2 protein-coding genes (1 of these 2 cut by a window edge) are annotated in these 14,945 nt (G+C 65.5%); both read left to right on the forward strand.

The features are described 5' to 3' along the window. Entirely contained in the window at positions 1-13,059 is a 13,059-nt protein-coding gene (locus AC1UK9_RS11765) for an amino acid adenylation domain-containing protein (RefSeq protein ID WP_482580142.1), read from the forward strand. After that, a protein-coding gene (locus tag AC1UK9_RS11770) for a non-ribosomal peptide synthase/polyketide synthase (RefSeq protein ID WP_482580143.1) crosses the window boundary here: on the forward strand, positions 13,056-14,945 show its 5' portion. The gene runs 15,948 nt beyond the window's last position; 1,890 of the gene's 17,838 nt are visible here — the first part of the coding sequence; the start codon lies at positions 13,056-13,058; the stop codon falls past the right edge of the window. The genes AC1UK9_RS11765 and AC1UK9_RS11770 overlap by 4 nt, the downstream gene beginning before the upstream one ends.

The following is a 14,945-nucleotide window of genomic DNA, read 5'->3' on the forward strand; positions in this document are numbered from 1 at the left end:
ATGCATTTCAGCGAACTGATGGCTGTTATTTCCACCCATGCGATCCGCCTTCAACAGGAAGATGAAGACTTGGTCATTCTGGGCAGCGACGACGCGCTGGACGATGCGTTGTGGGACAGCCTCGCTGCGCACAAGGCGCAATTGCTGGAGCTGGTCGCCCGTCACGGTGGCGACTGGCTGAGCCCGGCATTTCGCATCACCCCGGACATGCTGCCGCTGGTGCAGCTGGATCAGCTCACCATCGATCGGCTGGTCGCCAACATACCCGGCGGCGCTGCCAACCTGCAGGACATTTACCCGTTGGCCCCGCTGCAGGAAGGCATGCTTTACCTGCACTTGTCGGCGCCTGCTGGTGATCCGTATGTGTCGCAGGCGCGGTTCGCCTTTGACAGTCGCGAACGCCTGGACGCCTTCGCCGAGGCGCTGCAATGGATGATCGAGCGGCACGATATCCTGCGCACCTCATTCGTCTGGGAGCGCCTGGATGAACCGTTGCAAGTGGTGCAACGACATGCACCGCTGCACTGCGAAGAAATCGCCCTGGATCCGGGCGTGGATGTGCTGACGCAACTGCTGGAGCGCCACGATCCACGGTCCTTCCGGCTCGACGTGCAGCAGGCACCGCTGCTGCGTCTGGTTCACGCCGCAGACCCGATCAACGGGCGCGTGGTCGCCTTGCTGCTGTTCCATCACCTGATCATGGACCACGTCGCCCTCGACGTGGTGCGCCGGGAAACCCGTGCGCATTTGCTCGGCCAGGCCGCGCAGGTCGGGCCGGCGGTGCCGTACCGCGATCACCTGGCCAAGGCGCGCCTGAGCCTGGATGAACAGGTTCACGAACAGTTCTTCCGCGAGATGCTCGCCGACATCGACGAGCCGACCTTGCCCTGTGGTTTGCAGGATGTGCAAGGCGACGGCCAGGGCATCGAAGAAGCCTTGCTGATGCTCGACACCGATTTCAGCCGGCAACTGCGCGGCCAGGCGCGTCAGCTCGGGGTCAGCGTCGCCAGCCTGATGCACTTGGCGCTGGCGCGGGTGCTCGGGCAGTTGTCGGGGCGCACGGCGGTGGTGTTCGGCACCGTACTGCTGGGGCGGATGGAGGCGGGTGAGGGCGGCGAGCAAGCGCTGGGGATGTTCATCAACACCTTGCCGCTGCGAGTGGATGTCGGGCAGGACGGCGTGCGTGCCGGGGTGCTGGCCACTCATCGGCGCCTGACCGCATTGCTCGGCCATGAGCAGACGTCACTGGCGCTGGCCCAGCGCTGCAGCGCGGTGGCAGTGCCGACGCCGTTGTTCAGCGCAATCCTCAACTACCGCCACAGCAGCCGCGAAGAGATTGCTGACGTCAGCGAGCTGGTTCCGGGTGTGCAGGTGCTGGGCGCCCGCGAGCGCACCAACTATCCGCTGACGATCAACATCGATGACCTCGGCGAGGACTTGCGCATCACCGCGCTGGCGGATGCAGCGCTGGGCGCCGAACGCATTGCCGGCTATCTGCACACGGCATTGCGCAGCCTGTTGCAAGCCTTGCAAACGACCCCGGATGCGTCGCTGCAACGGCTGAATATTCTGCCGGCCGCCGAGCGTGAATACCTGGTGCATGGGGTCAACTCGCCGTTGCCACAGTTCCCCGAAACACCGTTGATTCATCAACAGTTCGAAGCCCACGCACTGGCGCGGCCCGAGGCCACCGCGCTGATTTTCGAAGAGCAGACGCTGCGCTACGGCGAACTCAACCGCCGCGCCAATCAACTTGCGCATCACCTGCTGGCGCGGGGCATTCGCCCGGATCAGCGCGTGGCGATCTGTGTCGAGCGTGGCCCGCAAATGATCATCGCTCTGCTCGGCGTGCTCAAGGCCGGCGCCGGTTATGTGCCGATCGACCCGGCGTATCCGCTGGAGCGCATTGCCTACACCTTGCAGGACAGCGCCCCGGTGGCGGTATTGACCCAGGCCGATACGCTGGACAGGGTTGGCGCGCTCAACGTGCCGATCATCGATCTGGACAGCGTGCAGTTGCAGGCTGAACTCAGCAGCAATCCGCACATTCCCGAGCTCACTCCAAGTCATCTCGCCTACGTGATCTACACCTCGGGTTCCACCGGGCTGCCCAAAGGCGTGATGGTCGAACACCGAAACGTGGTGCGGCTGTTTTCGGCAACCCATGACTGGTTCAACTTCAATCCGCAGGACGTGTGGGCGCTGTTCCATTCCTTCGCCTTCGATTTCTCGGTGTGGGAAATCTGGGGCGCGCTGGCGTTTGGCGGCCAGTTGCTGCTGGTGCCGCAGGCGGTCAGCCGCGCGCCGGACGACTGCTACGCGTTGCTGTGCCGCAGCGGCGTGACCGTGCTCAATCAGACCCCAAGCGCCTTCCGTCAGTTGATCTCGGCGCAGGGCCGCAGCCCGTTGCAGCATTCGCTGCGTGAAGTGATCTTCGGTGGCGAGGCCCTCGAACCGGGTGTGCTCAAACCCTGGTACGCCCGGGTCGGCAATGCCGGCACACGCCTGGTGAACATGTACGGCATCACCGAAACCACCGTGCACGTCACTTATCGACCGTTGGTGGCGGCGGATGCGCAATCTGTTGGGCGCAGTCCGATTGGCGTGGGCATTCCCGACCTGCAACTGTACGTGCTCGATGCGCAGCGCGAACCGGTGCCCACCGGCGTGATCGGCGAGTTGTACGTGGGCGGTGCTGGGGTTGCCCGTGGCTACCTCAATCGCGAGGCGCTGACCGCGGAACGCTTTATTGCCGACCCGTTCAGCGGGCGTGCCGAGGCGCGTCTGTACAAGACCGGCGACCTCGCACGGCGGACCGCAGATGGCAGCCTTGAATACCTGGGGCGCAACGACGATCAGGTGAAGATCCGGGGCTTCCGCATCGAGTTGGGCGAGATCGAAGCACGCCTTGCAGCTTGCGCCGGTGTGCGCGAGGCGGTGGTGATCGCACGCGAAGACAGCCCCGGCGATCAGCGGCTGGTCGCCTACTGGCTGGCCGCCGAAGGGCCTGAGCCGAGCGCCGCGCAATTGCGTGACGAGTTGCTGCTATCGCTGGCCGAGTACATGGTGCCGAGCGCCTTTGTGCGCCTCGAGGCGTTGCCGCTGACCACCAACGGCAAGCTCGACCGCAAAGCCTTGCCGCAACCCGACAGCGATGCCTTCGCCCGTCGCGGCTTCGAGGCCCCGGTGGGCGACGTGGAAACGCTGATCGCCGGCCTCTGGCAGACCCTGCTCGGTGTCGAACAGGTCGGGCGGCATGACAATTTCTTTGAACTTGGCGGCCATTCGCTGCTGGCGGTGAAACTGATCGAGCGCATGCGGCAGCACGATTTGCAGTGCGACGTGCGCGTGCTGTTCGGCCAGCCGAGCGTGGCGGCGCTGGCCGCGACCCTGGGCAGCGGCCACACCGTTGCGGCCCCGGCCAGTCTGATCGGCCCCGACTGCACGCAAATCACCCCGGACCTGCTGCCGTTGGCGGTGCTGGATCAGGCCGGGATCGACCGCATCGTGGCGACGGTCCCCGGCGGCGTCGCCAATGTGCAGGACATCTATGCGCTGGCGCCGTTGCAGGCGGGGATTCTCTATCACCACCTGGCAACCAGTGCCGGGGATCCGTACGTGCTGCAGGCGCAATTCGCCTTCGCCGGCCTGGCGCAGATCAAGGCTTTCGTCCGTGCACTCAACGCGGTGATCGAACGTCACGACATCCTGCGCACCAGCGTGGTCTGGGAAGGCCTTGAAGAACCGATGCAAGTGGTCTGGCGTGAAGCGCCACTGGCGCTGGAGCGCGTCGACGCCGACCTGCTGGAAGGCGACGTGCTGGAGCAGATGCAGGCGCGCTTTGACCCGCGCCACTATCGCCTCGACCTGCGCCGCGCACCGCTGATGCGCCTGGCCTACACCGAAGACCGCGAACACCAGCGCTGGATCGGCATCCTGTTGCTGCATCACATCGTGCTCGACCACACCGCACTGGAAGTGTTGCTGGCGGAAATGAACGACAGTCTGCAGCCAAGTGGTCGCGACCTGCCGACGCCGGTGCAGTACCGCAACTACGTCGCACAGGCGCAACAGCAGGCCAATGCCCAGGCGCATGAAGCGTTCTTCCGCGACATGCTTGGCGACATCGACGAGCCGACCGTGGCCTTCGGTCTGCAGGACGTGCATGGCGACGGCAGCACGGTTGTCGACACCGTACAGGCACTGGATTCAAGCGTTGCCCGCCGTTTGCGTGAACAGGCGCGGCGGCTCGGCATCAGCGCGGCGAGCCTGGTGCATCAGGCCTGGGGTCAGGTACTGGCGCAGGTCTCGGGGCGCGAAGAGGTGGTGTTTGGCACCGTGCTGCTCGGGCGCATGCAGGGTGGCGAAGGTGCCGAGCGGGCCCTGGGCATGTTCATCAATACCTTGCCGCTGCGGGTCAGTGTCGGCGCGACCGCGGTGCAACAGGGCGTGCGTGCTACCCATGAACGTCTGGCGCAACTGCTCGCGCACGAACAGGCATCACTCTCGTTGGCCCAGCGTTGCAGCGGCGTTTCTGCGGCGCTGCCGCTATTCAGCACCTTGCTCAACTACCGCCATAGTTCTGAGAAATCGGCAGGCGTGGCCTGGGACGGGATCGAAATTCTCAGCTCCCGCGAGCGCAGCAACTACCCGCTGGTGGTCAACGTCGACGATCTGGGCGAAGGCTTCCGACTGACGGTGCAGGCCTTGCCGCAGGTCGATGGCACGCGGGTCGGCGATTACCTGCAAACCGCGTTGCACCATCTGCTGCTGGCGCTGGAAGACAACCCGGCGACGCCGCTGCAACAGTTGTCGATTCTCTCGCCGAGCGAACGTCAACGGGTGTTGGTCGGTTTCAACATCACCGGTCGCGAGTATCCGCGCGAGCAGACCGTGCATCGCTTGTTCGAAGCCCAGGCTGCACGCCGTCCCGCAGCATTGGCGGCGGTGCAGGGCGAACAGCGCCTGAGCTACGAGCAACTGAACCAGCGCGCCAACCGCCTGGCCCATCATCTGATCGGCCTCGGCGTGCAGCCGGGGCACAGCGTTGCGACCTTGCTTGAGCGTTCGCTGGAGTTGCTGGTGTGCCAACTGGCAATCAGCAAGTGCGCCGCGGTGTACGTGCCGCTGGACATCAACGCCCCGGCCGACCGGCAGGGCTACATGGTGCAGGACAGCCGCGCGGTGCTGCTGTTGACCCGCAGCAGCGAAACCGTCGGCTACCCGGCGCGGCGCCTGGACCTCGACACGCTGACGCCGGCCGAGTATCCGGCGCACAACCCGAACCTGCCGCAGTCCGCCGAAGCGCTGGCGTACATCATGTACACCTCCGGCTCCACCGGCGCACCGAAAGGCGTGCTGGTGCCGCACCGGGCGATCAGCCGATTGGTCATCAACAATGGCTACGCCGAGTTCAACGCCAGTGATCGGGTCGCCTTCGCCTCCAACCCGGCGTTCGATGCCAGTACCTTCGAAGTCTGGGCGCCGCTGCTCAACGGCGGCGCGGTAGTGGTGATCGATCAGAACCAGGTGCTGTCCCGCGAAGGCTTGCTCAACGAGCTGCTGGCGCAAGCCGTCAGCGTGTTGTGGCTGACCGCCGGGCTGTTTCACCAATACGCTGATGACCTGATGCCGGCGTTCCGTCGCTTGCGTTATCTGCTGGTCGGCGGTGATGTGCTGGACCCGGCGGTGATCGCCCGGGTTCTGCGTGACGGCGCGCCGCAGCACCTGCTCAACGGCTACGGCCCGACCGAGGCCACGACCTTTTCCACCACCCATGAAATCCGTGCGCTGGAGGCCGGCAGCATTCCGATTGGCCGGCCGATCGGAAACGCCCGCGCCTACGTGCTCGATGCGCGTCAGCAGCCGTTGCCGGTGGGCGCCGTCGGCGAGCTGTACATGGGCGGCGCGGGGGTGGCGAAGGGGTACCTGAACCAGCCACAACTGACCCGCGAGAAATTCCTCGCCGACCCGTTCAGCGAAGTCCCGGGTGAGCTGATGTACCGCACCGGCGATCTGGTGTGCTGGTTGGCCGACGGCACCTTGCAATACCTGGGACGCAACGATCAGCAGGTGAAAATTCGCGGCTATCGCATCGAGCTGGGCGAGATCGAAAACCGCCTGGCCGAATGCGCCGGTGTGCGCGACGCCGTGGTCCTGCTGCGTGAAGACGTGCCCGGGGACAAACGACTGGTGGCCTGGTTCACCGCGCAGGACAACGCTCACGCGCCGGCAATCAGCGACCTGCACGAACAACTGCAAGGTCGGTTGCCGGACTACATGTTGCCTTCGGCCTACGTACGCCTTGAAGCCTGGCCACTGACCGCCAATGGCAAGCTGGACCGCAAGGCCTTGCCGGCGCCGGATGAAGGCGCGCGGCTCAGCCGCGAATTCGCCGCGCCACAGGGCGAGGTCGAAATCGCCCTGGCGCAGATCTGGAGTGATCTGCTCAAGGTCGAGCGCATCGGCCGCCACGACCACTTCTTTGAACTGGGTGGGCATTCGCTGTTGGCGGTGAGCCTGATCGAACGCATGCGCCAACTCGGCCTCAGCGCCGATGTGCGCGTGCTGTTCAGCCAGCCGACCCTCGCCGCACTGGCCGCCGCCGTGGGCAGCGGCCGCGAGATCGAAGTGCCGGCCAACCGCATTCCGGATGGCTGCACGCACATCACCCCGGACATGCTGACCCTGACCGAACTCGATCAGCCGAGCATCGAGCGCATTGTCGCCACGGTGCCGGGCGGGGCGGCGAACGTGCAGGACATCTATCCGCTGGCGCCGTTGCAAGAGGGCATTCTTTACCACCACTTGAGCGCCGAGCAGGGCGATCCGTACCTGCTGCAATCGCGGCTGGCGTTCGACAACCTCGACCGTTTGCAGGGTTTCGCCGACAGCCTGCAAAAAGTCATCGCCCGTCACGACATTCTGCGCACGAGCGTGGTCTGGGAAGGGTTGGCGAGCGCGCAGCAAGTAGTCTGGCGCCAGGCGCCGCTGGTGGTGCAGCACGTGGCGCTGGACCCGGCGCAGGGCGATGTCCTTGAACAGTTGCACGCGCGCTTCGATGCCCGGCACAACCGTCTCGACCTGACCCAGGCGCCGCTGATGCGCATCGTCTACGCCGAAGACCCGGCGCAGCAACGGGTGGTGGCCATCGTGCTGTTCCAGCACTTGATCCTCGACCATACCGCCATGGAGGTGGTGGGGCAGGAAATGCGCGCGTTCATGTTCGATCAGGCCGACCGCCTGAGCACGCCGATGCCGTACCGCAACTACGTGGCGCAGGCGCGACTGGGCGCCAGTGAGCAGGAACACGAGGCATTTTTCCGCGACATGCTCGGCGATATCGACGAACCGACGCTGCCGTTCGGTCTGCACGACGTGCAGGGTGATGGCGGTGACATCGAAGAGGCGCAGCAAGCGGTCGATCCCGAACTGACCTGGCGTCTGCGTGAGCAGGCCCGGCAACTCGGTGTCAGCCCGGCGAGCCTGATGCACCTGGCCTGGGCGCAGGTGCTGGGCGTGCTTGCCAACCGCCGCGACGTGGTGTTCGGCACGGTGCTGATGGGCCGCCTGCAGGGCGGCGAGGGCGCCGACCGTACGCTGGGGGTGTTCATCAACACCTTGCCGTTGCGCGTGGACGTCAGCGAAGGCGTGCGCAGCGCGGTCAAGACTACCCACGCACGGCTGACCGCGCTGCTGGCCCACGAGCATGCGCCACTGGCGCTGGCCCAACGCTGCAGTGCGGTGTCCGGCGCGCCGCTGTTCAGCGCCTTGCTCAACTACCGGCACAGCGCGGCCGAAGCGCAGCCGCGTGACGGTCAGGGCATCTGGGAAGGTGTGCAGTTGCTCGGTGGCGAAGAGCGCAGCAACTACCCGCTGACCCTCAGCGTCGACGACCTGGGCGAAGGTTTTGCCTTGGCAGTGCTGGCGCTGGCGCAGATCGGCGCGCAGCGCATCTGCGGCTACATGCACACCGCGCTTGAGCATCTGGTGAACGCGCTGGAACAGGCGCCGCAACGCCCGCTCAACCGCTTGCCGATTCTTTCGGTGGAGGAATACGAGCACTTGCTGGTCGGTTTCAACCCGACAGCGGCGGCATACCCGCGCGGCGCGACGATTCAGGCCCTGGTGCAAGTGCAGGCCGAGCAGCAACCGCAGGCGCTGGCGGTGGTGCAAGGCGCGCAGCAACTGACCTATGCGCAACTCAATCAGCAGGCCAATCGCCTGGCCCATCACTTGCTCGGCCTCGGCGTGCAACCGGACGACCGGATTGCCGTGTGCCTGCAACGCGGCCCGCAGATGCTGGTCGCGATGCTGGCAATCCTCAAGGCCGGCGCCGGTTATGTGCCGGTCGATCCGGCATACCCGGCCGAACGCATCGCGTACCTGTTGCAGGACAGCGATCCGGTGGCGGTGCTGGCGCAGGCCTCGACCCGCGACCTGCTGGGCCGGGTGCCGGTGATCGATCTGGACAACCCCGTCTGGCAGGCCCTGCCGGACTCCAATCCACTGCTGCCGACGCTGACCCCGGCGCATCTGGCCTACGTGATCTACACCTCCGGCTCGACTGGCCAGCCGAAAGGTGTGATGGTCGAACACGCGACCGTGGAAAACCTGGTGCACTGGCACTGCGAGGCGTTCGACCTGCGCGCCGGCAGCCACACCGCCAGCGTCGCCGGATTTGGTTTCGACGCGATGGCCTGGGAAGTCTGGCCGGCGTTGTGCGTCGGCGCGACCCTGCACCTGCCGCCGCCGTCGATCAGCAACGAACACCTGGATGACTTGCTCGACTGGTGGCGCGGGCAGCCATTGCAGGTGAGTTTCCTGCCGACGCCAATCGCCGAATACGCGTTCAGCCGTGAACTGCAGCACCCGACGTTGCGCACGCTGCTGATCGGCGGCGATCGCCTGCGCCAGTTCAATCGCGAGCAAAGCTTTGCGGTGATCAACAACTACGGGCCGACCGAGGCCACGGTGGTTGCAACCTCCGGACAGGTCAATGCCGGACAGTTGCTGCACATCGGCCGGCCGATGAGCAATGCCAGGGTTTATCTGCTTGATGACCTGCAACGCCCGGTACCGGTCGGGGTCGCCGGCGAGTTGTACGTCGGTGGCGCGGGCGTGGCCCGGGGTTACCTGAACCGTCCTGAGCTGACTGCCGAACGCTTCCTCGAAGACCCGTTCAGCGACGAACCGCAGGCGCGCATGTACCGCACCGGCGACCTGGCGCGCTGGCTGGCCGATGGCAACATCGAGTACCTGGGGCGTAACGACGATCAGGTCAAACTGCGTGGCGTGCGTGTGGAACTGGGGGAAATCGACGCCGCGCTGTCCAGCCATCCGGCGGTGCAGGATGCGGTGGTGCTGGTGCGCGAGGCGCGCCTGATTGCCTGGTTCACTGCGCGCACGGCGGTCGACATCGAAGACCTGCGGCTGCATCTGCAGGCACGCTTGCCGCAGGCACTGGTGCCCGCCGCTTACGTGCGCCTGCCAGCGCTGCCGCTCACCGCCAACGGCAAACTCGACCGCAAGGCTTTGCCCGAACCGGATCAGGACGCCTGGCTCAGCCGCGAATATGAGGCGCCGCAAGGCTCGGTGGAAACTGCGCTGGCGCAGGTCTGGGCCGAGGTGTTGCAGGTCGAACAGGTCGGGCGACACGACAACTTCTTCGAACTGGGCGGCCATTCGTTGCTGGCAGTGACCCTGATCGAGCGCATGCGTCAGCTCGGCCTGAGCACCGACGTGCGCGTGCTGTTCAGCCAGCCGACCCTCGCCGCACTGGCCGCCGCCGTGGGCAGCGGTCGCGAAGTCGCGGTGCCGGCCAACCTGATTGCGCCCGGATGCACGCGCATTACCCCGGACCTGCTGACGCTGGTGCAGCTGGATCAGGACAGCCTCGAGCGCATCGTCGCGACGGTGCCGGGCGGGGCGGCCAACGTGCAGGATATTTATCCGCTGGCGCCGTTGCAGGAAGGCATTCTTTATCACTACATCACCGCCGAGCGCGGCGATCCGTACCTGTTGCAATCGCGCCTGGCCTTCGACAGCCTTGAGCGTTTCCAGGCTTTCGCTGCTGCTCTGCGCCAGGTCATGAGCCGGCACGACATCCTGCGTACCGGGGTGGTCTGGCAAGGGTTGGCAACGCCAGTGCAGGTGGTTTGGCGCGACGCCGAACTGCCAGTGCAGGAAGTCGCTTTCGACCCGGCGGCCGGTGATGTTCTGGCGCAGTTGTACGAGCGTTTCGACGCGCGGCATTACCGGATCGATATCAGTCAGGCACCGTTGATTCGTCTGGTGTATGCGCAGGATCCGGTCAATGACCGGGTCGTCGCCATGCTGCTGTTCCATCACATCGCCATGGACCACACCGCGCTGGAAGTGGTGCAGCAGGAAATGCAGGCGATTCTCTTCGGGCAGGGCGAAGCGCCGATGCCGTCCGTGCCGTACCGCAATTACGTGGCGCAGACGCGTCTGGGCGTCAGCGAGCAGGAACACGAAACGTTCTTTCGCGCGATGCTCGGTGATATCGACGAGCCGACGCTGCCGTTCGGTCTGCTGGATGTACGCGGCGACGGCAATGACATCGAGGAAGTGCGCCAGAGCGTGCCCGAGGCCTTGGCCCTGCGCTTGCGCAGTCAGGCGCGGCAGTTGGGCGTGAGCGTCGCGAGCCTGTTCCACCTGGCCTGGGCGCAAGTCCTGGCAGCGACCTGCGGGCAGGACCGTGTGGTATTCGGCACGGTATTGCTGGGGCGGATGCAGGGCGGTACCGGTGCCGATCGCGGCCTGGGGATGTTCATCAACACCTTGCCGTTGCGCGTGGACCTGGGCGACACCTCGGTGCGGGCCGGCGTGCGTGCGACCCATGCGCAACTCACCGCGTTGCTCGGCCATGAGCATGCGTCGCTGGCGCTGGCCCAGCGTTGCAGCGGGGTGGCGGCGCCGGCGCCACTGTTCAGCGCGATGCTCAATTACCGGCACAGCGTCAACGAACAACAGCAGCAAGCCAATCGCCTGACCTGGCAAGGTATCGAAAACCTCTCCAGCGAGGAGCGCACCAACTATCCGCTGAGCCTGAGTGTCGACGATCTGGGCGACGGTTTTTACCTGACCACGCTGACCCCGGCGCACATCGGCGCTGCGCGGATAGGCGGGTACATGCAGATGGCGCTAGCGGCATTGGCCCAGGCGCTGGAGCAGGCCCCGCAACAGTCGCTCAATCGCCTGACGGTGTTGCAGGCGCCAGAACGGCACAGGTTGCTGGTGGACTTCAATGCCACCGAGGTCGATTTCGATCTGCAGCAGACCATTCACGGGATGTTCGAGGCTCAGGCCCGACGCACGCCACAGGCGATTGCCGCGCAAGCCGGTGAACGTCAATTGAGTTATCGCGAACTCAATGCGCAGGCCAACCGACTCGCCCATCACCTGCGCCTTCAAGGCGTCGGGCCGGACATCCCGGTGGCGATCTGTGTCGAGCGCGGGCTGGAGCTGTTGATCGGTCTGCTCGGCATCCTCAAGGCGGGTGGTGCCTATGTGCCGCTGGATCCGGGTTACCCGGCCGAGCGCCTGAGCCATATGCTGCGCGACAGTGCGCCGCGGGTGGCACTGGTGCACGGCTCGACCCGCACGTTGCTCGGCGATTTCGGCGTGCCGCTGCTGGATCTGGATCAGCACGACTGGCAGGGCCACCAGGACAGCGATCCGCAGGTGCCGGGGCTCAGTGCGGCGAACCTCGCCTACGTGATCTACACCTCCGGCTCCACCGGGACGCCGAAAGGGGTGATGGTCGAGCACCGGGGCCTGTGCAACCTGGTGCAATGGAGCGCGCGCACCTGCCCGACCTCTGCGCAAGGTGCGTTGCTGCACAAGACTCCGTTGAGTTTCGATGCCTCGGTGTGGGAGCTGTTCTGGCCGCTGACTTCGGGCCAGCGTCTGGTGCTGGCACGCCCGGACGGGCAGCGTGACCCTGACTACCTGAGCGAAGTGATTCGCGAGCAACAGATCAGCGTGATCCAGTTCGTGCCGGCCTTGCTGCAGCAGTTCCTCGAAGCCCGGGACGTCGCCGAGTGCCGCAGTCTGACCGACATTTTCTGCGGCGGAGGCGAGTTGACGGCGGCGCTGGTGCACAGCGTGCGCGAGCGTCTGCCGCAGGTGCGCCTGCACAACGTCTACGGGCCGACCGAAGCCACTGTCGACAGCACGCTGTGGACGCTCGAGCCGCACACACCACTGACGGGCGACCTGCCACCGATCGGCAAACCGGTCGCCAATACCCGCCTGTACATTCTCGATGCGCAGCGCCAGCCGGTGCCGCAAGGCGTGATCGGCGAGCTGTATCTGGGTGGCGTGCAGGTGGCGCGCGGTTACCTCAACCGGGCGCAATTGAGTGCTGAACGCTTCCTCGACGACCCGTTCAGCGCAACACCGGGCGCGCGTCTGTATCGCACCGGGGACATCGGTCGTTATCTGCCCGACGGCAGCGTGCAATACCTGGGGCGCAACGATGATCAGGTGAAGATTCGCGGCCTGCGCATCGAACCGGGAGAAATCCAGGCGCGCCTGAGCCAGATCAGCGGCGTGCAGGATGCCCTGGTGCTGGCCCGCGAGGAGGCCACGGGCGGCCAGCGACTGGTGGCGTACTACACCGGCGAACGGCTGGAAATCGAGTCGTTGCGCAGCCATCTGCTCGAGCATCTGCCGGACTACATGGTGCCGGCGCTGTTCGTGCACCTCGACGCCTGGCCACTGAGCCCCAACGGCAAACTCGACCGCAATGCCTTACCGCTGCCTGATCACACCGCGGCCCTCAGCCGTGAATACGAAGCACCGGTCGGTGAAGTGGAAATCCTCCTCGCACGGCTGTGGGCCGAGTTGCTCAACGTGGAGCGGGTAGGGCGTAACGATCATTTCTTTGAACTGGGTGGTCACTCATTGCTCGCGGTCAGCCTGATCGGCCGCTTGCGTCAGGAAGGCATGGAAGCTGATGTCAGGGCGTTGTTCGAACAACCGACACTGGCCGGCTACGCCGCAATTACAGAAAGAATGGAGATCGTCCTGTGAATGTGCTCGAACTGTTGGCGACACTGAAGGCAAAAGACATCCAGTTGACGGTCACGGACGACCAGTTGCGGGTGAACGGCAACAAGCAGGCCTTGAGCGATCCGGCACTGCTGGCGGCGTTGCGTGAGCACAAACCGGCGCTGATCGGGCTGATCTCGGCCGGTGAATATTCGGCGGCGCGCATCGGTCAGGTCGAGGTGCCGGCCAATGGCATCGTGCCCGGCAGCACACACATCACCCCGGCGATGGTGACGCTGGCCGAAGTCGATCAGCCGACCCTGTCGCGTATCGTCGACGGGGTGCCGGGCGGTGCCGCCAATGTGCAGGATATTTATCCGTTGGCACCGTTGCAGGAAGGCATGCTCTATCACCACATCAGTGCCACCCAGGGCGACCCCTACGTGATGCAGGCGCAGTTCGAGTTCGCCGGGCGCGAACGCTTGCAGGCGTTCATCGGTGCGTTGCAGGCCGTCATCGACCGGCATGACATCCTGCGCACCGCGATGGTCTGGGATGGCCTGGATACGCCGCTGCAAGTGGTGGTGCGCCAGGCGCAATTGCCGGTCGAGGAGGTGCTGCTCGACAGCGCCGATGGCGACGTGCTCACGCAGTTGCAGCAACGCTTCGATGCGCGGCGGTTTCGCCTCGACGTGACCCGGGCGCCGCTGCTGCGCCTGGTGCATGCCTGGGACGATATCGGTCAGCGAGTGGTCGGCATTCTGCTGTTTCACCACATGGCCATGGACCACTCGGCACTGGCGGTGCTCAGCCAGGAAATGCAGGCTTGCCTGTCCGGGCGGCTCGCACAGTTGGGCCAACCGGTGCCGTTTCGCAATTATGTGGCGCAGGCGCGGCTGGGGATCAGTGAAGCGCAGCATGAGGCGTTCTTTCGCGAGATGCTGGGTGACATCGACGAGCCGACGCTGCCGTTCGGTCTGCACGACGTGCAGGGTGAAGGACATGACATTGCCGAGCTGTGCCTGCCGCTGACGGCAGCGCTGGGCGAGGGACTGCGGGAGCAGGCGCGGCAGCTCGGCGTGAGTGCCGCGAGCCTGTTTCACCTGGCCTGGGCGCAAGTGCTGGCGGTGGTCGCCGGCAAGCCGCAAGTGGTGTTCGGCACGGTGCTGATGGGCCGTCTGCAGGGCGCCGAGGCCACCGAGCGGGCGCTGGGCATTTTCATCAACACCTTGCCGCTGCGGGTGGATGTGAACGGACAAGACGTGCGCGCCGCGGTGAAGGCCACGCATGCACGCCTGACGACCCTGATGCGCCACGAACATGCACCGCTGGCACTGGCCCAGCGATGCAGCGGGGTCAGCGCGCCGACGCCACTGTTCAGTACCTTGCTCAATTACCGTCACAACGCCCACGCAACCGACGCCGAGGCGCACGCCGCCTGGGAAGGCATCGGCATGCTGCATTCGGAGGAACGCACCAACTATCCGTTGGCGCTGAGTATCGATGACTATGGCGACAGCTTCAGCCTGAACCTGTTGGCGAGTCGCCAGATCGATCCGCAGCGGGTTTGCGCCTACATGATGTGCGCGCTGGAAAACCTCACGCTGGCGCTGCAGCAGGCGCCGCAGACACCGCTCGATCAATTGTCGATCCTGCCCGAAGCGGAGCGCGAGCGAGTGCTCGTCGCGTTCAATGCCACCCGGGCCGACTATCCGCAACCACTGACCATCGCACAGCGGATCGAGGCTCAGGTGGCCGAGCGCCCGCAAGCCATCGCGGCAGAGTTTCAGGGGCAGACGCTGACCTACGCCGAGTTGAATCAGCACGCCAATGCCCTGGCCCTGCACCTGATCGATCTGGGCGTACGCCCGGACGCCCGCGTGGCGATCGTCGCGCGTCGGGGCCTGGACACTTTGATCGGCCTGGTG

Source organism: Pseudomonas sp. AK-TSAG1-1, assembly GCF_056821665.1.